The sequence below is a fragment of the Pseudomonas sp. CFBP 8770 genome (genome assembly GCF_014841705.1).
Taxonomy (GTDB): domain Bacteria; phylum Pseudomonadota; class Gammaproteobacteria; order Pseudomonadales; family Pseudomonadaceae; genus Aquipseudomonas.
This window is the reverse complement of sequence record NZ_JACYUL010000011.1, coordinates 93597-118785: the sequence shown is the minus strand read 5'-3', so window position 1 is coordinate 118785 and position 25189 is coordinate 93597. Positions and strand designations below refer to the sequence as shown.

At 62.4% G+C, this 25189-nt stretch carries 29 protein-coding genes and 1 tRNA gene; 15 read left to right on the top strand and 15 right to left on the bottom strand.

Translation table 11 applies throughout. The features are described from left to right. Positions 1-187: 187 nt before the first annotated feature. Complete coding sequence (locus IFT98_RS20520; RefSeq protein WP_192047108.1) at positions 188-1471, bottom strand: NAD(P)/FAD-dependent oxidoreductase; 1284 nt, start codon at positions 1469-1471, stop codon at positions 188-190. A 173-nt stretch (positions 1472-1644) separates the two neighbouring features. Between IFT98_RS20520 and IFT98_RS20515 the strand changes: the two genes are divergently transcribed. Beyond that, positions 1645-1721 (top strand) — tRNA-Val (locus tag IFT98_RS20515). Positions 1722-1783: 62 nt separating this feature from the next. On the opposite strand, the gene IFT98_RS20510 is transcribed toward IFT98_RS20515, so the two are convergent. The 4 genes from IFT98_RS20510 to IFT98_RS20495 form a co-directional block, all read right to left on the bottom strand. Beyond that, a complete protein-coding gene (locus IFT98_RS20510) occupies positions 1784-1987 on the bottom strand; it encodes a hypothetical protein (RefSeq protein ID WP_192047107.1) in 204 nt (67 codons plus the stop codon). Positions 1988-2041: 54 nt separating this feature from the next. Further along, positions 2042-2275, bottom strand: a complete 234-nt coding sequence (locus IFT98_RS20505) for a DUF6555 family protein (RefSeq protein ID WP_192047106.1) — start codon at positions 2273-2275, stop codon at positions 2042-2044. Positions 2276-2425: 150 nt separating this feature from the next. Beyond that, positions 2426-2599 (bottom strand): hypothetical protein, encoded by a 174-nt coding sequence (locus IFT98_RS20500; RefSeq protein ID WP_192047105.1) that lies wholly within the window; start codon positions 2597-2599, stop codon positions 2426-2428. 88 nt (positions 2600-2687) lie between these two features. Next, a complete protein-coding gene (locus tag IFT98_RS20495) occupies positions 2688-2984 on the bottom strand; it encodes a DUF6388 family protein (RefSeq protein ID WP_192047104.1) in 297 nt (98 codons plus the stop codon). A gap of 145 nt (positions 2985-3129) precedes the next feature. On the opposite strand from IFT98_RS20495, the gene IFT98_RS20490 reads away from it, so the two are divergent. Beyond that, on the top strand, positions 3130-3702 hold the full coding sequence (locus IFT98_RS20490; RefSeq protein WP_192047103.1) for an SPOR domain-containing protein: 573 nt from the start codon (positions 3130-3132) through the stop codon (positions 3700-3702). 30 nt (positions 3703-3732) lie between these two features. Here the strand turns inward: IFT98_RS20490 and IFT98_RS20485 are convergent, their stop codons facing one another. Next, a complete protein-coding gene (locus IFT98_RS20485; protein ID WP_192047102.1) occupies positions 3733-4422 on the bottom strand; it encodes an endonuclease in 690 nt (229 codons plus the stop codon). Between the two features lie 4 nt (positions 4423-4426). Next, a complete protein-coding gene (locus IFT98_RS20480; protein ID WP_122478175.1) occupies positions 4427-4669 on the bottom strand; it encodes a DUF1654 domain-containing protein in 243 nt (80 codons plus the stop codon). Between the two features lie 279 nt (positions 4670-4948). Here IFT98_RS20480 and IFT98_RS20475 point away from each other — a divergent pair, with 279 nt between their 5' ends. Genes IFT98_RS20475 through IFT98_RS20460 form a run of 4 tightly spaced genes read left to right on the top strand, consistent with a single transcriptional unit; the run spans position 4949 to position 8648 of the window. Further along, the gene (locus IFT98_RS20475; RefSeq protein WP_192047101.1) at positions 4949-5830 is read left to right on the top strand and encodes a TauD/TfdA dioxygenase family protein; all 882 of its coding nucleotides are present in this window, start codon (positions 4949-4951) and stop codon (positions 5828-5830) included. Positions 5831-5843: 13 nt separating this feature from the next. Further along, a complete protein-coding gene (locus tag IFT98_RS20470) occupies positions 5844-6725 on the top strand; it encodes an ABC transporter ATP-binding protein (RefSeq protein ID WP_192047100.1) in 882 nt (293 codons plus the stop codon). Between the two features lie 24 nt (positions 6726-6749). Beyond that, a complete protein-coding gene (locus IFT98_RS20465; RefSeq protein ID WP_192047099.1) occupies positions 6750-7616 on the top strand; it encodes an ABC transporter permease in 867 nt (288 codons plus the stop codon). Between the two features lie 30 nt (positions 7617-7646). Then, positions 7647-8648 carry an ABC transporter substrate-binding protein gene (locus IFT98_RS20460; protein ID WP_122797667.1) on the top strand — a complete coding sequence of 334 codons (1002 nt, stop codon included), beginning with the start codon at positions 7647-7649 and terminating at the stop codon, positions 8646-8648. Positions 8649-8739: 91 nt separating this feature from the next. Here IFT98_RS20460 and IFT98_RS20455 read toward each other — a convergent pair whose 3' ends face one another. Then, positions 8740-10779, bottom strand: coding sequence for a mechanosensitive ion channel family protein (locus tag IFT98_RS20455; protein WP_446730803.1), 2040 nt, complete (start codon positions 10777-10779; stop codon positions 8740-8742). Between the two features lie 169 nt (positions 10780-10948). Between IFT98_RS20455 and IFT98_RS20450 the strand changes: the two genes are divergently transcribed. The 7 genes from IFT98_RS20450 to IFT98_RS20420 all read left to right on the top strand — a co-directional run bounded on the left by IFT98_RS20450 (position 10949) and on the right by IFT98_RS20420 (position 16463). Further along, on the top strand, positions 10949-12100 hold the full coding sequence (locus IFT98_RS20450; protein ID WP_192047098.1) for an MFS transporter: 1152 nt from the start codon (positions 10949-10951) through the stop codon (positions 12098-12100). Between the two features lie 72 nt (positions 12101-12172). Beyond that, positions 12173-12664, top strand: a complete 492-nt coding sequence (locus tag IFT98_RS20445) for a GFA family protein (protein WP_192047097.1) — start codon at positions 12173-12175, stop codon at positions 12662-12664. 128 nt (positions 12665-12792) lie between these two features. Continuing rightward, complete coding sequence (locus tag IFT98_RS20440) at positions 12793-13125, top strand: hypothetical protein (RefSeq protein WP_446730802.1); 333 nt, start codon at positions 12793-12795, stop codon at positions 13123-13125. Positions 13126-13154: 29 nt separating this feature from the next. Next, positions 13155-14300, top strand: coding sequence for a PQQ-dependent sugar dehydrogenase (locus IFT98_RS20435; RefSeq protein ID WP_192047096.1), 1146 nt, complete (start codon positions 13155-13157; stop codon positions 14298-14300). 107 nt (positions 14301-14407) lie between these two features. Continuing rightward, positions 14408-15058: a glycosyltransferase gene (locus IFT98_RS20430; RefSeq protein ID WP_192047095.1), complete on the top strand. Its 651-nt coding sequence runs from the start codon at positions 14408-14410 to the stop codon at positions 15056-15058. A 15-nt stretch (positions 15059-15073) separates the two neighbouring features. Then, positions 15074-15919, top strand: a complete 846-nt coding sequence (locus IFT98_RS20425; RefSeq protein ID WP_197976530.1) for a glycosyltransferase family 2 protein — start codon at positions 15074-15076, stop codon at positions 15917-15919. Positions 15920-16004: 85 nt separating this feature from the next. After that, positions 16005-16463 carry an REP-associated tyrosine transposase gene (locus tag IFT98_RS20420; RefSeq protein ID WP_192047094.1) on the top strand — a complete coding sequence of 153 codons (459 nt, stop codon included), beginning with the start codon at positions 16005-16007 and terminating at the stop codon, positions 16461-16463. A gap of 86 nt (positions 16464-16549) precedes the next feature. Here IFT98_RS20420 and IFT98_RS20415 read toward each other — a convergent pair whose 3' ends face one another. The 7 genes from IFT98_RS20415 to IFT98_RS20385 all read right to left on the bottom strand — a co-directional run bounded on the left by IFT98_RS20415 (position 16550) and on the right by IFT98_RS20385 (position 22512). Beyond that, positions 16550-18529 carry a response regulator gene (locus IFT98_RS20415; RefSeq protein WP_192047093.1) on the bottom strand — a complete coding sequence of 660 codons (1980 nt, stop codon included), beginning with the start codon at positions 18527-18529 and terminating at the stop codon, positions 16550-16552. Continuing rightward, positions 18519-19394 (bottom strand): sensor histidine kinase, encoded by an 876-nt coding sequence (locus IFT98_RS20410; protein WP_192047092.1) that lies wholly within the window; start codon positions 19392-19394, stop codon positions 18519-18521. The genes IFT98_RS20415 and IFT98_RS20410 overlap by 11 nt, the downstream gene beginning before the upstream one ends. Next, on the bottom strand, positions 19387-20403 hold the full coding sequence (locus tag IFT98_RS20405) for an ATP-binding protein (protein ID WP_192047091.1): 1017 nt from the start codon (positions 20401-20403) through the stop codon (positions 19387-19389). Before IFT98_RS20405 ends, IFT98_RS20410 begins: the two co-directional genes overlap by 8 nt. Next, positions 20394-20798 carry an anti-sigma regulatory factor gene (locus IFT98_RS20400; protein WP_122715337.1) on the bottom strand — a complete coding sequence of 135 codons (405 nt, stop codon included), beginning with the start codon at positions 20796-20798 and terminating at the stop codon, positions 20394-20396. Before IFT98_RS20400 ends, IFT98_RS20405 begins: the two co-directional genes overlap by 10 nt. Then, positions 20795-21157 (bottom strand): STAS domain-containing protein, encoded by a 363-nt coding sequence (locus IFT98_RS20395; RefSeq protein WP_122478154.1) that lies wholly within the window; start codon positions 21155-21157, stop codon positions 20795-20797. Before IFT98_RS20395 ends, IFT98_RS20400 begins: the two co-directional genes overlap by 4 nt. Before the next feature lie 4 nt (positions 21158-21161). Continuing rightward, positions 21162-22013 (bottom strand): STAS domain-containing protein, encoded by an 852-nt coding sequence (locus IFT98_RS20390; RefSeq protein ID WP_122797657.1) that lies wholly within the window; start codon positions 22011-22013, stop codon positions 21162-21164. Positions 22014-22149: 136 nt separating this feature from the next. Beyond that, the gene (locus IFT98_RS20385) at positions 22150-22512 is read right to left on the bottom strand and encodes a YkgJ family cysteine cluster protein (RefSeq protein ID WP_192047090.1); all 363 of its coding nucleotides are present in this window, start codon (positions 22510-22512) and stop codon (positions 22150-22152) included. Positions 22513-22726: 214 nt separating this feature from the next. Here IFT98_RS20385 and IFT98_RS20380 point away from each other — a divergent pair, with 214 nt between their 5' ends. Both IFT98_RS20380 and IFT98_RS20375 read left to right on the top strand, forming a co-directional pair. Next, the gene (locus tag IFT98_RS20380) at positions 22727-23467 is read left to right on the top strand and encodes a FadR/GntR family transcriptional regulator (protein WP_192047089.1); all 741 of its coding nucleotides are present in this window, start codon (positions 22727-22729) and stop codon (positions 23465-23467) included. A gap of 327 nt (positions 23468-23794) precedes the next feature. After that, positions 23795-25156, top strand: a complete 1362-nt coding sequence (locus IFT98_RS20375; protein ID WP_122478149.1) for an MFS transporter — start codon at positions 23795-23797, stop codon at positions 25154-25156. Positions 25157-25189: the final 33 nt, after the last annotated feature.

Below are 25189 nucleotides of genomic sequence, written 5' to 3'. Positions count from 1 at the left end.
TTGCGCCGCTGCTACAGGGGATCGCGGTGCCTGTAGCAGCGGCGCGAGCCGCGTCGGCGGTGCACACGTTCCGCCTGACCCGCCACAGCGCCCCCGGACGCGGCTTGCGCCGCTGCTACAGGGGAACGCGGTGCCTGTAGCAGCGCGTCCGGGGGCGCCGCAGGGGTTCAGGCTGCTCGCGGTCCGATCAAAACCCCAGGCGATCGCGCAGGCTGTAATACCAGGCGCCCAATTGTGTCAGCGGCGCGCCGAAGGTGCGGCCGCCGGGGAAGGGATAATGTGGCAGATCGGCAAAAGCATCGAAGCGCTCGGCTTGGCCGCTCAGCGCCTCGGCGAGCACCTTGCCTGCCAGATGGGTGTAGGTCACCCCATGGCCGCTGCAGCCCTGGGAATAATAAATGTTGTCGCCCAGGCGTCCCATCTGCGGCAGCCTCGACAAGGTCAGCAGGAAGTTGCCCGTCCAGGCGTAGTCGATCTTCACCTGCGCCAGCTGCGGGAACGCCTTGAGCATCTTCGGCCGAATGATCGCCTCGATGTTGGCTGGATCCCGTGCGCCATACACCACGCCACCGCCGAAAATCAGGCGTTTGTCGGCCGTCAGGCGGTAGTAGTCGAGCAGATAGTTGCAGTCTTCCACACAGTAATCCTGCGGCAGCAGGCTGCGTGCCAGCGCTTCGCCCAAGGGTTCCGTGGCGATCACCTGAGTGCCGCAGGGCATGGACTTCGCGGCCAGTTCCGGCACCAGCTCGCCCAGGTACGCATTGCCGGCAACGATCACGAATTTTGCCCGCACCCGACCCTGAGCGGTATGCACGACAGGATTGGCGCCACGCTCGATACGCAGGGCCGGCGACTGTTCATGGATGCGCCCACCCAGGGATTCGACCGCGGCCGCTTCGCCCAACGCCAGGTTCAATGGATGGATATGCCCGCCACTGACATCCAGCAAGCCGCCCACGTATTGCTGGCAATCGACGACCTGACGGATCCGGCCCTGATCCATCAGCTCCAGCTGGGAATGCCCATAGCGTTCCCACAGGCGCTGTTGACCCTCCAGATGCTTCATCTGTTTGGCCGTCAGCGCAGCGAACACGCCACCGTTCTTCAAGTCGCAATTGATCCCGTAGCGAGTCACTCGCTCACGAATGATTCGTGCGCCCTCGAAGGCCATGTCGCCGAGCAACCGCGCCTGTTCGGCACCGACGCTGCGTTCGATCACATCCAGATCGCGGCTGTAGCTGTTGACGATCTGCCCACCGTTGCGCCCCGATGCACCAAAGCCGACCTTGGCCGCCTCCAGCACGCAAACGCTGAAACCGCGTTCGAGCAGGAACAGCGCACTGGAAAGCCCGGTATAGCCTGCGCCGATGATGCACACGTCCGCTTCCACGTCGTCCTGGAGGGCAGGGCGAGACGACGCTGCATTGGCAGACGCGGCGTAGAAGGACGGGGGATATTGCATGCTGGACATCGGGCAACCTCGGCTGGGTGGATTTCGCCTGTGCCGGGATGCTAACGCAGTTGCCCATACCTCACCAGCGCGTCGAATTGACGGCTGCCAAAAATAATTCCGCATTTCATAGGGTTAGCGCAAAAAAAGGAGTTGACAGGCAATCCCGAATCCGTAGAATGCCGCCTCACAGCAGGCACGTAGCTCAGTTGGTTAGAGCACCACCTTGACATGGTGGGGGTCGTTGGTTCGAGTCCAATCGCGCCTACCAAACAAAATCCGCTCTGCTGGGCGGTCTTCAAAGGCTCACCGAAAGGTGGGCCTTTTTTGCGTTCATTGGTTGATGTGCTCGAGACGCTGGATGAGCTTGGCCAGTTCCGCACTGCGCCGTTCGAGGTCAGCGAGCACCTGGTGAACCTCCGCACCTGCGCCGGGCCGGTCCAGGCAGTGTCGCACATCGTCCAGGGCACCGGCATAAGCCTGCTGGTGCTGATGCAGACGCATCAAATACAAAGCCAGTAGATCGTGCTCGACCATTGCGGCTACCTCATTGCGGATGGCTGCAGCCTGTCAATGCCCGATATCGCAGATTCAGTTCAACGGCCGCCACTGTACGTCACGCAGCCCGCGGCGTTCGACATGCCTTCTGAGTTGCGCCGCATGTTCCGCCGCGTTGGTGCCGCCGTAGACCAGCCCGATGCCCGAGTGCAGCGCGGCGTAGTACCAGGCATCGGCATCGCTCATGTGCGTATCGCGCTGCTGAAAGCGCCTGGCCTCACCGTTGAGGACGTAGCGAATCTCGTAGTCCGTGAACCGGCTTGTCATAGTTTACTCCCGTGTTACCGGGCATCAGACATGCAGGCCATTGGCCAGTTCCGTGGTGATGGCAAAAAACTACTATTGATCGTTTGGATATGGGTTCGCCAAGGCAGACCTCATGTCCCCCTGGCGAATCACCGGACGGATGCCCGGTACTCAGCTAGGCTCGGTGGACGCATCGGCGCCGTCGATGTCCGGATCGTCCGGGAGTACTTCGGGCTCGCCGTCGTCGGCGTCGTTCAGCGCGGCGCCATCGCTGTGCACATCATCGTCGAGGGGTGATTCCTCGGCCTGGCCGATAAGCGGGATGGGGTCGAGATCGATAGTCATGGCATGCCTCGCAGGTTGACGTGGGTGTCATCCTTTCGAGGCGTGATCGGCGAGCAGGGTTCGATCGAGCTTGAGACCGTCGGTCATGTCACAGTTCGACGGCATTGAATTCGCAATAGTCTTCCCAGCTCAGGCCCAGTGCGTCCGCCACTTCCTGGTGAACCTCCAGGCGCATGGTCTTGAGTTCTTCCGGGCTTTGCGCGATCAACTGCAGCGCCAGCTCCCACGGTTCCAGGCCCTGAGCCTGGGCTTCATCCTCGAACGCCCACTGCACCTGTTCCGCCTGCTCGCAGCTGTCCAGCACCTGAATTTCTTCACGCAACTCGGGGTGGGCGTCGAGGAATATCGCCAGTGCGGCTGCGTTGCGGTCTTCTTTGGCGATCATGTCGGGGCCCTGCTGGCTATTCGAAAAGGTAAGGCTTGCATGATGCCACGACGTGGCCGAGCCGTCAGCGGCGGTCGATGCGCGAACGGGCGCCGGCAGTGTGGATAGTGATAAAATCACCGCCTCGAATTCTGGAGGTAGCCGTGTGCGCAAGTTGATGATGGTGATGGCAATGCTGACGTTGGCCGGTTGCGGTACCGCGTTCGAAAAAGCCCATGAGGCGGTGTCGCAGTTGTTGGAGAACCCCAAGACGGCGCGCTTCACCAACGTTCGCACCACCGATCAGGGCAACTACTGTGGCCAGGTAAAGGGCAAGAACGCCCAAGGCGTCTACGGACCTTATCGCAGCTACGCGGCCGTTCCCCATGGTGATCAGTTCGAAGTGGTCATCGACAACGACGGCAACGACCCTCGCGTGCGCGAAGTGTGCGGCAGCGCCGAGGAACTGCTGGCGCCGGTGGATGTGGCCGAACAGCCAGGGCAGCGCTGGGAAGTGCGCATCGTTTCGGGTCGCAACATGGGCTCGGTGACCGACATGGCGGCGCGGCTGGTGGAAAACGGCTTCGTTGCCAGCTTCGTTCAGCGTGACGGCCAGACCCTCGTCTACCTCGGGCCGTTCGACAGCCGGGCCGAGGCCGACAAGGAGCGCGCCCGGCTGATGGGCTCGCGCGGCATCGAATCGGTGGTGATGCCGTTCAGCGAGGCCGACAAGCCCTGAGGCGCGGTTGCACGCCAGGGCGTTCCGGGTTCATCCGCAGGCTTTGAGGTCCACCGGTCCGACGAAGGCGTTGCCGTGGCCCATCACGCAGGCGACCTGCTGGTTGCGCTGGCGTTCCCACACCTGCACCGGGTAGGTCTTGTCCCAGGCCTGGTACAGCTGGGTGTCCTGGCGCGACAGGCGCAACCCGTACTGCTTGCTCATGTACATATAGGTGCGCGCGATCATTCCGCGGATCGAAGGCCGTGGCATGACCTTCTTGGCCTTGAAGTCGACCTGGGTCAGGCATGAGCCGTACTGCCCGCGCTGTTCGGGCAGCCAGCCGAAACTGAAGTTGCTGCGGTCGCCATTCACCTCGCCAATGCTCGGCACCAGGTTGTGCAGATCGGCTTCGGCGGTCTGGTAGACCTTGTCATTGCGGGTGCAGTTCTTGCGCCCGCCGTTCTGCCAGCACTGGCGCTGGTGGCCGATCTGCCAGGCCGGGACAATGTGTTCCCATTCGATGCGCGCAGCGCGGTTGGCGTTCTTGCGCGGTACATAGCCGCAGGCCGCAAGGTTGACCCGATTGCCGGTGTACTTGCAGCCGCAGTAAAACTCTGTGGACTGCGGGGCGTACAGCTTCCAGGCGACTTTCTTGGCTTCGCTGAAAGTGCGCGGGGCATCGGCATGGGCGGTGAAGCTGAACAACATCAAACTGATGAAAAAACTGCGGACCATCATCGAATCAATCTTCCTTCGGCACGACCCAGAAAATCTGCACGCCACCGTCGTCGCGGTGGGCGAGGGTGACGTTGTCGTTCTCGGCGATTTCTTCGAGCATTTGTGCCCAATCGTCCTCGCTCTCGTGCTCGAGCCGGAAGATCAGGGCCGCGCGGGACTTCTGCGCGGTGGGCGAATTGATGATCTTCTGGACGCGCACGCCAAGACGTTCATAGGCGCTCGGCGCGGCAGGGGTGGCAGTGGTCACGTCACATTTCCTTATTGGCTGTACGTGCGTACAGTATTTGACTGTAAGATGTTTCGCAATAGCGCAGGGTAAATAGCGGGTTTCTGACAGCCGATCCTGTTGTTTTCTTCATGACGTTCGAAAAAATATTCAAGCGGATCAAACACATCCGTAGGAGACCCGCCAGATGAAAGTCCTCCCAGTGATATCGTTATTCGATAAGGGTATTTAAATTTATTTTCTTATAGCTCTACAGTCTGGCTATCCCCTCGTACTCAATAGCCAGAGTCGGAGCACAACATGGCCGCCGTCCTTCCTGAAATCTCCCGTCAATCGTTCGAAGTTCGCCCGCTGGCCGGCCATGTCGGTGCTGAAATCATCGGCCTGGACCTGCGTCTTGCTTTGAGCGACGAGGACTTCGCGCGCATCCACCGCGCACACCTCGACCATCACATCGTGGTATTTCGCGATCAGCGCATCACCCCCCAGCAGCAAATCGACTTCAGTCGCCGTTTTGGCGTGCTGCAGATTCACGTGCTCAAGCAGTTCCTGCTGGCAGGGCACCCGGAAATTCTCATCGTTTCCAACATTGTCGAAAATAGCCAGCCAGTCGGGCTGGGCGACGCCGGCAAATATTGGCATTCGGACCTCTCCTATAAAGAACTGCCGAGCCTGGGCTCCATGCTGCATGCGCAGGAACTGCCCAGTGAAGGCGGTGACACCCTGTTTGCCGACATGCACAGGGCTTGGGACACCCTGCCAGCAGTGCTGCGCCAGGCGGTTGAGGGCAAGCACGCCGTGCATTCCTATACCGCGCGCTACAGCGAGGGCAAGAACGCCGCCAACTGGCGACCGACCCTGAGCGCTGAACAGCTGGCCCAGGTGGTCACCGTGACCCATCCGGTGGTACGCACCCACCCGGAAAACGGGCGCAAGGCGTTGTTCGTCAGTGAAGGTTTCACCACGCACATCGTGGGCCTGCCACAGGACGAAAGCCGCGACCTGCTGCAGCAGCTCTATGCCCACAGCGTGCGCGACGAGCATGTGTATCGGCATCAGTGGCAGCCCCACGACATGGTGTTCTGGGACAACCGTTCGTTGATACACCTCGCAGCCGGCTGCCCGGACCACCTGCGGCGCAAGCTGTACCGCACCACCATCCAGGGCGATGCGCCGTTTTGATAGGGAGTCTTGCATGAACGCTGCACTGCCAGGCCACACGGCCAGCGCTGATCTCGAAGGTAACCCCACGCCACTGACGACTCCCGAGCCCCTGTTGCAGGTGGACAACGTCAGCCTCGAATACCGCACCTCCGAACGGGTGGTACGCGCGACGCACCAGGTCAGCTTCGAAGTGGACCGTGCCGATCGCTTCGTCCTGTTGGGTCCCTCCGGGTGCGGGAAATCTACCCTGCTCAAGGCAGTGGCGGGCTTCATCAAGCCCAGCGAAGGGCAGATTCGCCTCGCCGGGCAGCGCATAGAAGAGCCAGGCCCTGACCGTATCGTGGTGTTCCAGGAGTTCGACCAACTGCCGGCCTGGAAAACCGTGATCGAGAACGTGATGTTCCCGCTGCTGGCGTCACGCACCTTGAAGCGCGCCGAAGCCAACGAGCGCGCCCGCCATTACCTGGAAAAGGTCGGCCTCAGCGCCTTTGCCGATGCCTATCCGCACACGCTGTCTGGCGGCATGAAGGCGCGGGTGGCCATCGCTCGTGCGCTGGCCATGCAGCCGAAGATCCTGCTGATGGACGAACCGTTCGCCGCGCTCGACGCACTGACGCGACGCAAGATGCAGGAAGAGCTGCTGGAACTGTGGCAGGAAGTGCGCTTCACCTTGCTCTTCGTTACCCACTCCATCGAGGAAGCGTTGGTGGTGGGCAACCGCATTTTGCTGCTGTCGCCACACCCAGGGCGGGTGCGGGCGGAAATCAACAGCCATCAGTTCGACCTGAGCAGCCTGGGCGGGGTCGATTTCCAGGCCAGCGCGCAACGCATCCATCGCCTGCTGTTCGACGAGGGCGAAGCGCCTGAGCTGGACCGGCCGGTGGATTTCCAGCGCCTGCGCATCGCCTACTGATCTCGCCGAATTCGGAGCAACGACATGAGCCTTTCCCCACCCGTGCGCCAGGAGTATGAAGTCACTCTGGAGCCGTTCACCCAAGCCGAACTGGTGCGTGATATTTCCTGGCCGCAGCGTATCTGGCAGCAGGCCTGGGTGCGCAAGGGCGTGATCCTGCTGGCCCTTGCGGTAATCTGGGAGCTGGCCGCCCGTTGGCAGAACAACGACTTGTTGCTGCCCAGCTTCATGCAGACCGCGCATGCCTTCATCGATGGAGTGGCCAGTGGCGAACTGTTGAGCAAGGTATGGATTTCGCTGACGGTACTGATCAAGGGCTACCTGATCGGCATTGTCCTGGCCTTTGGCTTGACCACACTGGCAGTGTCGACCCAGCTGGGGCGCGACCTGCTCAGCACCTTGACGGCAATGTTCAACCCGCTGCCGGCCATTGCCTTGCTGCCGTTGTCACTGCTGTGGTTCGGCCTGGGCGAAAACAGCCTGATTTTCGTGCTGGTGCATTCAGTGCTGTGGGCGCTGGCGCTGAACACCTACGCCGGCTTTCTCGGCGTCTCGGAAACCCAGCGCATGGCGGGTCGCAACTACGGCCTGCGTGGCCTGCGATTCGTCTGGTACATCCTCATTCCGGCGGCACTGCCGTCGATCCTGGCAGGCTTGAAGATCGGCTGGGCGTTCGCCTGGCGCACGTTGATCGCTGCTGAACTGGTGTTCGGCGCCTCGTCAGGCAAGGGCGGCCTGGGCTGGTACATCTTCCAGAATCGCAACGAGCTGTACACCGACAAGGTGTTCGCCGGCCTGGCTGCGGTGATTCTGATCGGCCTGCTGGTGGAAAACCTGCTGTTCAACACGTTCGAACGCCTCACCATCAAGCGCTGGGGCATGCAGCGCTGAGTCCATTTCCTTTAGTCCAGAGACTTCATCATGGTATTTGCAAGCAAGCTATCCCTGGCCTGCGGCCTGGCCGGCGCACTGCTGGCCAGCGGCGCCAGCGCCGAAGGCAAGATCAGCATCGCCCAGCAGTTCGGCATCGGCTACCTGATCCTCGATGTCGTGCGTGACCAGCAACTGATCGAGAAACACGGCAAGCAGCAGGGCGTGGACATCGAGGTGGACTGGAACAGCATTTCCGGAGCCACCGCGATGAACGAGGCGTTGCTCGCCGGTGCGCTGGATGTGGTTTCGGCCGGCGTGCCGCCGATGCTCACCGTCTGGGACCGCACCAAGGGTCGGCAGAACGTCAAGGCGATCGCGTCGCTGGGCTCGATGCCCAACTACTTGCTCAGTAACAATCCCGACGTCAAGACCCTCCAGGACTTCACCGACAAGGACCGCATCGCGGTGCCGGCCGCAGGGGTCGGCTTCCAGTCGCGCACGCTGCAATTAGAGACGGCCAAACTTTATGGCGACAAGGAATTCAAGAAATTCGACAACATTTCGGTGAGCATCCCCCATCCGGACGCCACCTCGGCGTTGATGGCCGGCGGTTCGGAAATCAGCGCGCATTTCTCCAGCCCGCCGTTCCAGTACCAGGCCCTGGAAAACCCCAAGGTGCACAAGGTGCTCAGCAGCTACGACATCCTCGGCGGTCCGGCCACCTTCAATGTGCTGTACACCACGCAGAAATTTCACGACGACAACCCAAAGACCTACAAGGCGTTCTACGACGCATTGGTGGAAGCCGCGCAGATCGTCAAGGCCGACAAAGTGGCCGCCGCCAAGACCTATATCCGCGTAGAGAAATCGACCTTGAGCGAGGCGTTCGTGGAAAAGATCGTCCAGGACCCGGAGATCGACTTCACGGTGGTGCCGCAACGTACCTTCATTTACGCCCAGCGCCTGCATGAGCTGGGTGTATTGAAGAACAAGGCTGACAGCTGGAAAGACTACTTCTTCGAAGAAGCCCACGGCGGCGATGGCAGCTGATCCGTCCGCGCCTTGAACATCGACGGAAACCTCGGCGCCGACGTTCACGCACCCTGTGAACCTCGGCGCCGAGGTTTTTACCGCGGGTGCTTCAGGCCGGGGCCGGAGCGGGCAGGCCCAGGGCAGGGTAGTACTGGGCGAAACGCACGTTGTCATGCTGGTCGACCAGCTTCTTCAGGCGCTCGTTGAATGCCCGGCCCACGCCGTACTGACCACCGGACACGGTGCGGAACTGCGAGGTCAGCACGATGCCATTGAGGTCCATCTTGTCCACCCCGAACACCTGCAGCGGGCCTTGCAGGTTGTGCTTGAGCATCACGTCGTCGACGATGGATTGACCGGCCTGCCTGATCAGGTCCAGGGCCGTGTCGATGTCGCTGTCGTAGGTGAACTGCACCGAGAAGAACGCGTAGGCGAACTGCCGGGACTGGTTGGTCACCGCCTTGATCTGGCCGAAGGGCACCGAATGCACGAAGCCCTTGCCATCGCGCAGGCGCAGAGTGCGGATCGTCAGGCTTTCAACCGTGCCGGCGTGGCCGGAGTCGAGTACCACCCAGTCACCGATGGCGATGGTGTCTTCGATGAGGATGAACAGGCCGGTGATCACATCCTGCACCAGCTGCTGCGAACCAAAGCCGATGGCCAGGCCGACTACCCCGGCACCGGCCAGAAGCGGCGCGACGTTGATGCCCAGGTTGGCCATGGTGGTGATGGTGCAGATCACCAGCAGGATGATCTTGATGGCGTTGCGCAGCATTGGCAGGATGGTCAGCACCCGCGTGCTCGGCTGGCGCGAGGCGCGCTTGCCGACCGAGGGCTTGAGCGCTTCCTGGATGGCCGTGTCCAGCACGACCCACAACAGCCAGGTCACCAGCAGGATCAAGCCGATGCTGCTCAGCGAATCGCTGATCGCTCGGCCCATGCTGTTGCTGGCGGCAAATTCGAGCATCGACACGCCCCAGATGCGTCCCAGCAATTCGATGAAGGCAATGGCCATGACGATGCGCACGACGGCGTGGCCCAAGTTGCGCAGCAACTCTTTATAGGGCCGCAGGCGCGGTGCTGCGCTGGCGGCAGCGGCGGGTTTGAACAGGTGTTGCATGACAGTGCTGAGGAACACCGTGGCGATCAGCAGCACGGTGGTGAGCAGGGCGTTCTGCAAGGCTTTCTGGCTTTCCTCGCCCGCGCCGATCAGATGCACCGCCGAGACCAGAATCATCAGCAGGATGGGCAGGTACCACAGCGACGAAAACAGCCGCAGCGACTCTTGCACCCCGCGGTGCTGCAGGCGCTGCGCCAGTGGCCGATTGCGGATCAGATGCGCCACCGGCCGGCGCATGCGCACCACCAGCACCGCGAAGGACAGCGTGGCGAACAGGCCCGCGACCACCGCCAGGCTGGCGGTGAAATTGGTGCCCAACTGACGGGCGATCTGCGGGCTGGTGAGGGCGTCGCTCAGGGCCGCCAGAAAGCCGATCATGAACAGCGGGCGCGGCGCATAGCGACGCAGTGCCGTCACCGCTGCCCGCTTGTGACCGCTGTCGAACAGGGTGATCACGCACATGATCACCGAAGTGGAGAAAATGCCGCTGCTGGTGGCGTAGGTCAGTGACATGCCGATGGCTCTGGCGATGGAAGCGTCGAGCGAGTGACTGGCATACAGCGTCACCGGCAGGGCAATGATTGCCGGCAAAGTGAACGGCAGGATGTAGCCCAACAGGTTGTGCAGGCGCGGCCGCTCGCGGATGAAACGGCGGCGGTCGCTGCGGGCAACGATGAAGCGCCCGAGAAAATGCGCGAGCAGAAACGCTGCCATCCAGCACAGCGACAGCAGAATGAAATCCGTTGCCAGGTCGAGTGCCGAGTGGGAGTGTTTGTTGATCAGGGTGTCGACCTCGCTGGCGGCGCGGTCGGTGCGCAGGCGCCAGGTATCGAGCACATGTTCGTCGAGATCGAGCTTCTTCTGCACGTCGTCGATGCCAGTGCTGATGGCACCCAGCAGACCGCCTTGCACCAGCGGCGCTGGTGCTTCGACCGGCGCATCGGCCGCCGGTGCTTCAGCGGCTTGCAGGGTGGAAGTCAGCAGCAGGAACAGCAGGGGGAGGAGGATTTTCGCCGGGGAACTGAACACAATGCGGGTCGCTCTATTGATCGGTACACCAGTCGTTGAGTGAATTTTTACTGGCAAGTTCGCCGATCCACGGCATTTGTCGCGATTGTTCATCTTGCATTCAAGGTCGCCGCGTTCCGCTCGAGCGGTGCGCGCGGCTGCATGAAACTCTTTATCCAAGGCTTTGATCATGTCGTCGAACAGCACCTTCGCCACCGCCGCGCCGGGTCGGCAAGAGCAGTTTTCCACCCGTGTCGCTTTCTTCATCGCCGGCTTCGCCATGGCGGCCTGGGCGCCTTTGGTGCCGCTGGCCAAGGCGCGGGCGCAGCTCAGCGATGGCAGTTTGGGCCTGCTGTTGCTTGGGCTGGGCGCAGGTTCCATCCTGGCCATGCCATTGGCGGGTTATTTCTGCGCGCGCTGGGGCTGCCGGCGCGTCATCGTCGGTGCAGCCTTGCTCATCTGTCTGACGCTGCCGCTGCTGGCCAGCGTGGCAACCCTGCCGCTGTTGATCGCCGCAATCCTGGTGTTCGGCGCGGGAATGGGCGCCATCGACTGCGCCATGAACATCCAGGCGGTGCTGGTCGAGAAGGCCAGTGGCCGGCCGATGATGTCCGGCTTTCACGGTCTGTTCAGCGTGGGTGGCATCCTCGGAGCGGGCGGCATGACCGCTTTGCTTGCGCTGGGCCTGTCGCCGCTGCTGGCGGTGGCCTGCGTGGTATTGCTGACCCTTGTCGCGGTGTTCAAGGCGGCGCCGCATCTGCTGCCCTATGGCAATGAAAGCGACGGACCGCTGTTCGCCATGCCACGTGGGGTCGTGCTGTTTCTCGGGGCGCTGTGCTTCATCGTCTTTCTCACCGAGGGGGCCATGCTCGACTGGAGTGCTGTATTCCTGGTTTCCGAGCGCGACATGCAACCTGCCTATGCAGGGCTTGGCTATGCTGCCTTCGCCACGACCATGACCATCGGCCGGCTGACCGGCGATGCCATCGTCTCGCGCTTCGGTGGCGCCCGTGTCACGTTGTACGGGGGGCTCTGCGCGGCGATCGGGCTGGCCTTGTCGCTTGCCATTCCGGCTTGGCCGGCGGCATTGCTGGGCTATGCCTTGATCGGTGCAGGCTGCTCGAACATCGTCCCGGTGCTGTTCACCGCGGTCGGGCGCCAGACCACCATGCCGCAGAGCGCCGCCATTCCTGCCATGACCTCCCTTGGGTATGCGGGCATCCTGGTCGGTCCGGCCTTCATCGGCTTCGTGGCCCACGCCAGCAGCCTGTCGATTGCCCTGGGCGTGTTGATCGTGCTGCTCCTGTTCGTCGCGGCCAGCGGGCGACACCTGCGAAACTGAACGGGTCGTGCAGGGTCTACGCTGAACGTTCATCAACCGCTCATTGATCGCCACTCGATACGGAGTTCAGCCATGCAACTGCACGGATCCTGTCACTGCGGTGCTGTCACTTTCAGCCTGCACAGCGCCCATCCTTACCCCTATCAGCGGTGCTACTGTTCGATCTGCCGCAAGACCCAGGGCGGCGGCGGTTATGCCATCAACCTGGGCGGCGAGGCGGCCAGTCTCAATGTGCAGGGTCGCAGTCATATCACCGTCTACCATGCCAGGCTGCCAAACGAGAGCGGCAGTGGCACTCACCCCAGCACCGCCGAGCGGCATTTCTGCCATCTGTGCGGCAGCGCGCTGTGGTTGTTCGATCCGGCCTGGCCGGAGCTGGTGCATCCATTCGCCAGTGCCATTGACAGCGAGTTGCCAGTGCCACCTGAACACACCCACCTGCTGCTCGATTCCAAGGCAAGCTGGGTCGAGGTGGAGACCGGCAAGCACGACCGGCAGTTCCAGCAGTACCCGGACGAGTCGCTTGCGCAGTGGCACGAGCGGCTTGGCCTGACCCAGCCTTGAGTGTTGCGGGGGGGGGCTCGAAACATGGTGAATCACCTCGATGAGGTCGTCGGGCCATGCCGCAGCGAACGTCGGGGGTAATTCATCCTCAAACCCTTGAATCCACCGTGATCGAGGGCGAGATATCCATGAAGTTGTCCCTACTGGCGTCCCTGGTGTTTGGCGCGCTGCTGTCTCACTCGGCGATGGCCCAAGCGCCGAGGGCCACCGAGCAACCGCGTGAGCCAGTCACCCTGGCCGCCAACGATACGTCCAACCCCTACAACAGCCCTACTCGGCGGATCAATCCGAACAGCCGGCAGGGTACTACTGCGCCCAATCCGCAACTTCGCCAGCCGACGCCGCGCACCGACAATCCGCGGCCGCCGACGCTCGAAAACCGCGGCATCGGCAACGGTGAAAACCTGCGCCGTCCGGCCAACGGCACCCAACAACCCCGCACCGCCCCTGGCACGCGTTGATCACTCCATTCTTGCTGAAGGATAAGCCCATGTTGCAAAAAACCCTTTTGGCCTCGGCTTGCGCCGGCCTTGCGCTGTACGGACTGGCCGCTTCGGCGGCAACGGTGACCACCTACCCGAGCGAACTGGGCCAGATCACCGTGACGACCGTAGCCGAAGGCCTCAAATACCCTTGGGGCCTGGCGTTCCTGCCGGACAACAAGGGCATGCTGGTCACGGAAAAACCGGGTGATCTGCGCGTGGTCAGCGCCGAGGGCAAAATCTCTTCACCCATCAGCGGGGTACCGCAGGTATGGGCGAAGAACCAGGGTGGCTTGCTTGACGTCGTGCTGTCGCCCGACTTCAAGGCCGACCGCATGGTTTACCTGTCGTATGCCGAACAGGGCACGGATGGCAAAGGCGGCACGGCTGTCGGTCGTGGGCGGTTGTCCGAAGACCTGACCCACCTGGAAAACTTCACCACGATTTTTCGCCAGGAACCGAAGCTGTCGGTCGGCAATCACTTCGGTTCCCGTCTGGTGTTCGACCGCGACGGGTACCTGTTCATCGCCCTGGGCGAGAACAACCAGCGTGCCACTTCTCAGGACCTGGACAAGCTGCAGGGCAAGGTCGTGCGCATCTTCGCCGACGGCAAGGTGCCCAACGACAACCCGTTCGTCGGGCAGAAGGGTGTGCGTCCGGAAATCTGGTCGTTCGGGCACCGCAACCAGCAAGGCGCCGCGTTGAACCCATGGACCGGCACCCTGTGGACCCATGAGCACGGCGCCCGTGGCGGCGACGAGCTGAACATCATCGAGCGCGGCGCCAACTACGGCTGGCCGCTCTACACCCACGGAATCAACTACTCCGGGGAGCCGATTCCCGAGGCCCGTGGCAAGACCGGGCCGGGCATCACCGATCCGTACCATGTGTGGGAAAAGTCACCTGCCATCAGTGGCATGGCGTTCTATGACAACGACAAGTTCAAGCGCTGGAACCACAATCTGTTCATCGGTGCACTGGCCTCCGAAGACCTGATCCGCCTGCAGTTCGAGGGCGACAAAGTGGTTCATGAGGAACGTCTGCTGGGCGAGCGCGGCGAGCGAATCCGCGACGTGCGCCAAGGTCCGGATGGCTATCTGTATGTGTTGACCGACGACGACGACGGGGAATTGCTCAAGATCGGTCTTGAATGAATCCCAACGTTTCATCGTTTATCTGAAACCTCTCGTTCATCTCCGAGTCGATTGCTGGTCAATGGCCAGCATGGCCTCGACGATTTCGTGTCCTCAAGAGGTTCAGCATGATTGGCGTCATCATTCCTGTGCAAAACGAGCAGGCCAGCCTCGACCGATGCCTGCAGTCGGTCATGCTGGCTGCCGAGCACGGTACCTTGTGTACCGAACTGGTGCGGATCGTTGTGGTGCTGGATGGCTGCAGTGACAGGTCGCGTGATATCGCCCAGCGCTATCCGGTGAGGTTGATCGACATCAATGTCGCGGACAAAGTGGCCTCCCGGGCCGCCGGCGCTGCCCATCTGGTGCAGGCTGGCGCACGATGGCTGGCTTGCACCGAAGCTGATGTTCAGGTGCCTGATGATTGGCTGGCGGCGCAACTGGCCTATGGCGTCGATGCAGTGTGTGGGCGGGTGGATGCCGAGCCGGGGACCAGTCCCTTGGTGCACGGTCGGCGGCGGCGGTCGGTGGCTATGGACGAGCGGCGCTCGAACGTCCATGTGGCGAATCTGGGGATCAGTACCTTGGCCTACATCGACGCAGGGGGGCTGAATGCCACGCTGGGGCATGACGAGCGGCATCTGATCGAGCAGGTGGAAGCCCGCGGCCGGCGCATTGCCTGGAGTGGCTCTGTGCGCGTCAGCCGATGTGCACCGGCAGGCGGCGGGTACGGCGAGCCGGCGCGGTTGCCGGGGTTGTGCAAGGTGAGTGGGTTCTGACAGGGTAAATGTGACATGGTGAATGTGATCACGCTGGTGCATGGCCGCGAGCGACAGCTGGCCAATGTCATCCGGGGGCTGGAGCAGGGCAGCCTGATGCCCGAAGCGTTCTGGGTGGTGTTCATGAACCAGCCGGCGCGTGAGTTGCACAGCGACCGCTTTCCCATCCACTGCTTTGTGGTCGATGACGCGTCCCATGGCTTGCCGCTGGCGAGGGCGCGCAATGCCGTACGCCACTGTGAGGGTGAGCAGTGGGTATTCCTCGACGTGGACTGCATTCCGAGCCAAAGCCTGCTGTCCGATTACACGGCGGCGCTGCGCGAAAGACCTGAAGCCCTGCACCTGGGCGAGGTCCGTTACCTGCCCAGTAGCGCGCGGATGGAAGACTGGACTCAAGCCACGCTGATACGCGACGGCGTTGCCCATCCGCTCAGCCAATACCGCGGAAAGCCGGGTTCGCTGCTTGCGCATCACCTGTTCTGGTCGCTGAATTTCGCTTGCACCCGTGAGGTATTCGAACGCATCGGTGGATTCGACGAGGGGTACCTGGGCTACGGCGCCGAAGACACGGATTTTGCGTTCAGCGCGCGTCACCATGGCGTTGAGCTACGAACGGCAGCGGCCTTGGCCTTCCATCAATACCACCCTACCTGGCGTCCGCCGCTCAACCATTTCTCGGCGATCGTGGCCAATGCGCAACGCTTCCACCAGCGCTGGGCGCAATGGCCTATGGAGGGCTGGCTTGGCGAGTTTGCCGAACTGGGCCTGGTGAGTTGGACGTCTGACTCGCTGGAGATCCTGCGTCATCCCACTGATGCTGAAGTCGACGCCTGCCTCGACCAGGCCGGCTCGGGGTTCTGAAAACGCCGTCAGATCCGGCAATGATTGTGCGCTTGCCCTGAGGCCGTCTGTTTTCTAGGTTGATGGCTTTTTCGGTGGACAGGGAATGTCGGCGTGCAGGAAAGCCTATGTATTGCGCAAGGGGCGCTGCAGCGAGGTAGGCCAGGTTTACTCCATCACCTGTGTGACGGTTGGTCGAGCTCAGGTTTTTTCCTGCTTGCAGAGCGCCCGGTCGCTGGTTGCTCAGTTGCGCGCATTGCATGACGCAGGGGATGTAGAGTCATTGGCCTGGGTGGTGATGCCGGATCATCTGCACTGGTTGTTTCAATTGCGCAGGGGCGACCTGGCTACGATCGTTGGCCGGATGAAAGCGCGCAGCAGCCTGGCCATCAATCGACGAAACGGGACCTGTGGCCGACTCTGGCAAAAGGGGTATTACGGCCGTGCCTTGCGCCGCGAAGATGATCTCAGAAGCGCAGCGCGCTACATCATCATGAACCCGGTCCGCGCCGGGCTGGTTAAGAAGGTCGGCGATTATCCATTGTGGGACGCGATCTGGCTGTGATCAGCGATCGCGTGCACCGCCGATGTGGCTTGCGTCGTGGTGAGTCAGGCGCAACGCATACACCGCCGACGCGGCTCGCGCCGCTGCTACTGGGGGGTCGGGCCGGGGTCGAGGAGGTGGGTGATGCGGCCGACCAGGTCGCCCATGCGGAAGGGCTTGATGACCATGTCCATGCCTTCGGCAAGAAAAGTCTGCAAGTCCAAGGCGTTTTCCGCATAGCCGGTCATGAACAACACCGGCAGCTCGGGGCGCAAGGCGCGGGCGCCGTCGGCGAGCACGCGGCCGTTCATTTGCGGCAGGCCTACATCGGTCAGCAGCAACTGGATCGACGGGTCATCGCGCAATAGGTCCAATGCATCCAGTGCACTGTCCACCTCGGTGCAGCGGTACCCTGCGTCGATCAGCGCTTCGACCACGAACATCCGTACCGACGCCATGTCTTCCACCACCAGCAGATGCTCACCATTACCGCGGTTTTCCAGCTGTACCGGCTCGCTGGGCTGCGGCAGCAGCGCCAGGCCAGCCGGCAGCATCAGGGTCACCTCGGTGCCGTGGCCGAGCAGGCTGCGGATCCGTACATCGCCACCGGACTGCCGGGCAAATCCGTAGATCGTCGACAGACCCAACCCCGTACCTTTGCCGACGGCCTTGGTGGTGAAGAACGGGTCGAAGACCTTGTCGATGATGCTGTGATCGATCCCGGTACCGTCGTCACGCACCGACAGCACCACGTAGTCGCCATCGGCCAGGCGCGTGTCGCCCCGCGAATAGGCGGCGAAAGTCGACAGGCGAATGTTGCCGCCCTCGGGCAGCGCATCGCGGGCATTGATCACCAGGTTGAGCACTGCATTTTCGAATTGAATCGGATCGACCATGGCGATGGCCGCGCTGTCGGTCAGGTCCAGGCTCAGGGTGATCCGTTCACCGATGGTGCGGCGCAGCAGGTCTTCCAGCGAATGCACATGCTGGTTGATCGCGATCGGCCGCGTGTCGAGCGGCTGCTGACGGGCGAAGGCCAGCATTCGATGGGTGAGGGCGGCCGCGTTGGTGGCCGATTGCAGCGCCGCGTCGGCATAGCGTGACACGGCTTTGTCGACGTTGCCGGTGGCACCTTGCACACCGACGGGCTCGACCCGCTTCTTGATCAGCTCCAGCGCCGTGATGATGCCGGTCAGCAGATTGTTGAAGTCGTGCGCGATACCCCCGGTGAGCTTGCCCAGCGCGTCCATCTTCTGCACCTGCAGCAATTGCGTCTCGGTGCGCGCTCGCTCGGCCACTTCCTGCGCCAGCAATGTCTGCGCGTCAGCCAACTGGATCTGCTGCTGACGCTCGCGCTGACGGTGCTCGGTCACATCCTCGATGAACACCAGGCTGTGCCCGGGCGCGCGATAGGGCGAGACCTGCCACTCGGTTTCGCGCAGTTGATCACCGACCTTGATGGTCAGGTTGCCGCGCCAGCGTTCGCCCTTGCTCAAGCGCACCTGCAGGTCGTCCAACACGGTGTCCTGCCCGGCCGCCAGTTGCGCTTGCAGGCTGGTCAGGGATACCGGGGTAGGCAACAGTTGCGAGAACGCATGATTGCACTCGATCACCTGCAGCTGCTCGTCGATCACCGCGATGGGCGCGGCGATGTTGGCGAAAATCTCGCGAAAGCGTGCCTCGCTCTCGCGCAGCGCGTTCTCGGTATCGCGCACGCGCAGCAGGGTGCGCAGGGTTGCCAGGAGCACGTCGGCGTCTACCGGATGGATCAGGTAAGCATCCGCCCCGGCTTCCAGGCCAGTGATGATGTCGCCGGTCTGAATGGAAGCCGCCGACACATGGATGATCGGCAGCAAGGCGGTGGCCGGTTTGGCGCGCAGCAGTCGGACGATGTCGAAACCGCTCATGTCCGGCAGGTTGACGTCGAGAATCAACGCGTCCAGTTGCTCGCTGGCAATCAGCGCCAGGCCATCGCCGCCAGTGCCGGCTTCCAGTATGACGATGCCGTGGCGTTCCAATCGCCGCCGCAGCGCATAGCGAGTGGCGCTGTTGTCATCGACGATGAGTACCCGCACTTCAGGTGTCATGGCCAGGCTCCGGCGCAATGGCCAACGGAATGATCACAAAGAATGTCGAACCCACCCCCGGGCTGCTTTGCACGCCAACCGTACCGCCCAGCAACTCGGCGAAACGCTTGCACAGCGACAGGCCCAGGCCGGTGCCGCGCAGGCGTTTCTGCACCGGCGAATCGATCTGGGCAAAGTCCTCGAACAACGTACCGTGCAGCTCGGCAGGAATGCCGATACCGGTATCGCTCACGGCGAAGCGGATCTGCGATGGCGATTCCAGCCTGGCCGACACCCGCACCTCACCTGCCAGGGTGAACTTCAACGAATTGGAGATGAAGTTGCGCAGGATCTGCGCGAGCTTCTTGTCATCGGTATAGAGGCGGGGCAAACCAACAGGCTCTTCGAAAATGAGGTCCACCGCGCTGGCATTGACGATCGGCCGAAACATGCCGCGCAACGCCGAGAACAGATCGAACATGTCGAACCACGCCGGTGAAATGCTGATCCGTCCCGCCTCGATCTTGGCCAGGTCGAGCAGGTCGTCGACCATGTCACTGAGTTCCTGGGCGGCATGGGTGATGAAACTCACCTGCTTCTGCTGCTCCGGTGCCAAGGGGCCGTCCAGTTCATCGGCAAGCAGGCCGGTAATGCTCAGGATCGAGCCCAGCGGGGTGCGGAATTCATGGCTCATGTAGGACAGGAAGCGGCTCTTGAGGTCCGAAGCCTGGCGCAGTTCCTCAGCCTGGCCGTCAAGTTCGCCATACAGTGCCAGCACGCCCTGGTTGGTTTCATCCAGTTCGTCACGCAAGGCCTGGGCCTCGGCACGCAGTTGGGCGATCAATGCCGCACTGGCCTCGGTATCCAGATCGAGGGGTTCAGACATGAGGTGGCTCCAGAGCGATGACCAATACGGTGATGTCGTCGCGACCGCGACAGAAGTCGCGGTACAGCACCGACGCAATGATGGCGGGATGAAGATGGACCAGGCCCGGATAGTCGGCCATGTTCCAGCGTGACTGCAGGCCATCGCTGTACAGAACGAGCAACTGCTCGTTCGCCTCATCGAACGTGAAGGCTTGCGTGCGACGGAACTGTCCGCCGACGATCCCCGGATGGGAGGCCAGTCCGCGGCTCTTGCCCGGCGATATCAGGGTGGCGCCGATGTTGCCGATGCCGGCGAAACGCAGTTGCCCGGCGTCGTATTCGAACTGGGCAACGGCCACTGCACCACCGCGGGTGCCGTTCATGGCCTGGTGCATGTCGTCGAGCACATGCTCGGGCCGTGCGAACGGCGCCTGAGCGAACGCCTGGCAACCTGCACGCGCGGCCTTTTCGGCCTCTTCGCCATGGCCGAGACCATCGACCACCACGGCGCTGATGCCCTCGCCGGCGAACGTCACCTGCCAGGCATCGCCGCAGGCCGGGTCGTCGTGCAGCGAGCGCTGGGTCACACCCAGGCGCAGGTCGGCGAGCTTGTGGCGCTTGCGGTAGAGGCGTGCCAGCACCACTGAACCGCGGGCGTCGCTGTACGCATCGAACACTTCCGATTGCCGCGCCAGCGCGCCGAGGCCGATGCCCTGAGTGCCGCGGGTGGAATAGCCGTCGGCCATGCACTCGTGCAGCTCGAAACCGGTGCCGCGATCCAGTGCCAGCAGTTCCACACCCGGTGAAGTTGGATGGGGCAGGGCACGCAGGTGCAGCTCGCCGTGGCCGGCATGCTTGAGGATATTGCTGGCCAGCTCGGTGGCCAGCAGCGCCACGCGGCCGCAGTCGGTTTCGTCCAGGCCCTGCGCCTGCGCCATCTTCTGCGCGGCACGGCGGGCTTCGCCTACCTGGCTGGGGTCCTGCAGTGCGATCACCTGGGTGATGACACTGCGGAAAGTCAGGTCCATCGAGTGATCGTCACGCGGGTGCCCTGGCCAGGCGCGGTGTCCAGTTCGAACTCCTCGACCAGGCGACGTGCACCGGTCAGGCCCAGGCCAAGGCCGTTGCCCGAGGTCCAGCCGTCGGTCAGCGCCAGCTTCAGATCGGGAATGCCTGGGCCTTCGTCGCGAAACGTCAGGCGCAGGCCTTTGCGCACGCCGTCATCGAGAATTTGCCAGTCCATGTCGCCGCCACCGCCATAGACCACGGTGTTGCGCGCCAGCTCGCTGACCGCCGTCACCAGCTTGGTCAGGTCGATCAGGCGCATGCCGCAGTCCTGGGCCAGCTTGCGCGCGGTCTGGCGGGCCAGCACCACGTCCTGTTCGAGGCGCACCGGTTGACTGCCGCTGCTCTCGATGTTCATGAGCCGTTCACCCGTGCCTGCAGCAGGCGCATGCCGCGCTCCACGTTCAGCGCGGTGCTCACGCCCGGCAGGTTCATGCCCAGCTCGACCAGCGTGATCGCCACGGCGGGCTGCATGCCGACCAGCACGGTTTCGGCGTCCATGATCCGCGACAGGCCGGAGATGGTGCCAATCATCCGGCCGATGAACGAATCGACCATGTCCAGTGCGGAAATGTCGATCAATACGCCCCGAGCCGAAGTCTTGCTGATCTTTTCCGACAGGTCATCCTGCAGCGCCAGCGCCAGCTGATCGTGCATGTCGACCTGGATGGTCACCAGCAGGTACGCGCCCATCTGCAATATAGGGATGCGTTCCATGGGCTCAAACCGCCTTGCTGACGGTCAGGTTCAAACGGCGCAGGGCCAGGGCCAGGGCATCGGCCAGATTGGCCTTGGTGACCACGCCTTGCAGGTCCAGGCCTAGGTGCACGATGGTCTGCGCGATCTGCGGGCGCACGCCACTGATGATGCAATCGGCACCCATCAGGCGGATGGCGGTGACCGTCTTGAGCAGATGCTGGGCGACCAGGGTGTCGACCGTCGGCACCCCGGTGATATCAATGATGGCAATTTCAGAGCCGGTGTCGACGATGCGCTGCAACAGCGATTCCATCACCACTTGGGTACGCTGCGAGTCCAGCGTGCCGATCATTGGCAGTGCCAGTACGCCTTCCCACAGCTTGACGACAGGGGTGGAGAGTTCGAGCAGTTCTTCCTGCTGCCGCTTGATGACCATCTCGCGGGACTTCTGGAAAGTGCGGATGGTGTGCATGCCCAGCCCGTCCAGCAGGTCCGAAACCAGTAGCACCTGCTCGGCTAGCTCGGCTGGATGGCTGGCATACGCCGCCTGCAGCACGGCGAACAGCGGGCGCTTGAGGGCGAAGATGAAGTGCGCGGTCTGGTGCGAGTCGTGGCCCAGCAGCGCACGGCTGTGGGACAGTTTCTCCAGTACCTGACGGACATCGGCCCATTGGCTGCCGGCAACGTTGTGGGTCTGACTGGTTTCCAGGGCGCCGATCAACTGACTGAGCAGCTCGCTGCTCTGCTGCTGGAGGTCAGCTTCCTTGATGTTGCGCGTCGCTCCGCTGGCTTCAAGGCCTGCGAGCCATTGCTCGACGATGGCATTTTGCTGGGATTTGAAAGCGTCAACGGTTTGCGTGTTCAGCGCGGCCATGCAAGAACTCCTGGTACAGAGATGGGGCGAGATAGCGTAATGATGGCCGATTATCTGCTAAACGCCGAATCCCGTCGATGGCCAAAAGCGCACGGCATCCGGCCGCCATCGACCCGGCACGCGGCGCTTGAATCGGCTAGCTCGCGAGCAGGGTCATGACCGGTTCCGGCAGCGGCGGCAATCCATGGGCCGCACGCGCCTTGTCGCACGCCGGGTTATGTTCGCCGTGTTCCCAGGAGGCATCGAATTCGCGGCAGGTACTGGAGCGCTGGGCATACATCGTACAAACGATTCCGACCTTGCCCACCTCGCCGGCGAGGGCGATGCAGCGCGTGGGCTTGGCGTCGGTGCCCAGCATCGCCACCCGATTGTGGGTGACTTGAATAACTTGCTCGTCAGGCACCAGGCCGCCCGCAGACTGGCATTCGCCCCAATAGAAGGACACACGGAAATGCGCGCAGCAGGCGCCGCACTCAAGGCAGGGATTGGCTTTGGACATGTTGGCTCGGGAGGGGGGGCAACAGCGTTATTGGGGACCGCGACCACGCCGCCATTCTAGGCCTGCCGTGGCGGTTGGGAAGGGGGCGCTCAAGGTATATTTCAAAGGCGCCGAGCCGCCCGCGAACACCTGAAAAGGTGACATGTTCGCGCTGTCATCACACAACTTGCTGATATATGATCGGTTTTCCTTTTCCAGCCATGATCGCGCCGCCATGAGCAACGACATCGTCACCGCCGACATCACGCGTCGCAGGCCGGGCAACCTGGCCCAGAGCCTGGTGGACGATGTCTGCAGGATGATCAGTCAGGGTGTGGTCAAGCCCGGAGACAAGCTGCCCACCGAACTCGAATTGATGGCGGTGGGCGGTGTCAGCCGGGCCACCGTGCGCGAGGCGCTGTCCCGCCTGCAGGTGTCGGGCATCGTCGAGACCCGTCGCGGCATCGGCACTTTCGTCCTCAACGTCCCGGGTTCGACCGTATCGCGCCTGGACCCGGCTACCATCGTCACCCTGCAGGACGTCATCGCCATTCTCGATGTACGCATCAGCTTCGAGATCGAAGCGGCGGGGCTGGCGGCATTGCGTCGCAGCGACGAGCAACTGGCGAGTATCGAAGATGCGCTCAAGCGCTTCGAGCAGGCATCCGATACCAGCGGATCGATCGTTTCCGATTTCCAGTTCCACCTGCAGATCGCTCAGGCCTCCAACAACCGCTATTTCGCCGACATCATTACGCATTTCGGCACCAGCATGTTCCCCCGTGCACGCTTGGACACCGTGGCCATCGCACGGCTGGATCGGCAGCAGAAGCACGAGCGGCTGGTCCGCGAACATGCTCACATCTTCGAAGCGGTCGCCCGCTGCGACTATGATGCCGCCCGCGCAGCCATGCGCATCCACTTGTCCAACAGCCGGGCGCGCGTGGTCAAGGCGCATGAAGAACTGTCCATCTGACCTCTGCAATTACGGCCCCGACAACGTAGTACGATGACTTCCTACCCACATCGCTACATCTTTGGAAATAATTCATCTCCGAGGTCTGGATATAATCAGCGTTGTACGATAACGTAACTGCAGTACCGGCACAGACCGGTGTCCCCTAATAATTCCAACGTCCAGGGTGCTGCAACCATGATTATCCACGCGATATCTTCCCGCTGTTGTCCGACTTCCTCCGTCCCGCAGAGTCACGGCTCGCAGCCCGGCTGAATGAGCGACACCTGAAACACCCGGCTACCTACCCTCTACCCGCATAAAAATAACTCGTGGGAGTACCTTCGCATGCCAGCGACGAAGAAGACGCATGTGCGTTACATGATCCTGTTCCTGTTGTTCGTGGTGACAACCCTGAACTACGCGGATCGCGCCACCATTTCCATCGCCGGTGCCAGTCTGCAGAAAGACCTGGGCATCGACGCCGTTACCCTCGGCTATATCTTCTCCGCTTTCGGTTGGGCATACGTCCTGCTGCAGATCCCCGGTGGCTGGTTGCTCGACCGCTTCGGCTCGAAGAAGGTGTATGCCTGGAGCATTTTCCTCTGGTCGCTGTTCACCGTGATGCAGGGTTTTGTCGGCTACCTGCCGATGGCCAACGCGGTGATCGCGCTGTTCATGCTGCGCTTTCTGGTCGGCGCAGCCGAAGCCCCGTCGTTTCCCGGTAACGCACGCATCGTTGCGGCCTGGTTTCCGACTGCCGAGCGCGGCACGGCGTCGGCGATCTTCAACTCGGCGCAGTATTTCGCCACGGTGCTGTTCGCTCCGCTGATGGGCTGGATCGTGCATTCCTGGGGCTGGGAGCATGTCTTCGTGGTCATGGGCGGCCTGGGTATCCTGTTCTCGGGCGTCTGGCTCAAGTACATCCACAATCCCAAGGAACACCCAAGCGTCAGTGCCGAAGAGCTGGAGTTCATCGAGCAGAACGGCGGGCTGGTGGACATGGACCAGGCCAAGGGCGGCAAGTCCAAGCCGAAGTGGAACTACATTCGCCAACTGCTGACCACGCGCATGATGCTTGGTGTGTACCTGGGGCAGTTCTGCATCAACGGCATCACCTACTTCTTCCTCACCTGGTTTCCGGTGTACCTGGTCCAGGAACGCGGCATGACCATCCTCAAGGCGGGCTTCATCGCCTCGCTGCCAGCGATCTGCGGATTCATCGGTGGCGTGTTGGGCGGGGTCATCTCGGACAGCCTGCTGCGTCGCGGCCACTCGCTGACCTTCGCGCGCAAGACGCCGATCGTCTGCGGCTTGATGCTGTCGACCACCATGGTGATCTGCAACTATGTGCAGGCCGAATGGATGGTGGTGGCGTTCATGGCCCTGGCGTTCTTCGGCAAGGGCGTGGGTGCGCTGGGCTGGGCCGTGGTGTCCGACACCTCGCCCAAGCAGATCGCCGGGATCAGCGGCGGGTTGTTCAACATGTTCGGTAACGTGGCCTCCATCACCACGCCGATCGTGATCGGCTACATCATCAGTGCCACCGGCTCGTTCAAGTACGCGCTGGTCTATGTGGGCGCCAACGCCCTGGTAGCCGTGTTCAGCTACCTGGTGATCGTCGGGCCGATCAAGCGCGTGGTACTGCGCGAAGAGAACGGCGACCCGGTCGTCGACGATGCACCGCAGCTGAACGCCGCTCGTCCCTGAAGCGTCTGCAGCCAACGACAAGACCGCGGCCGG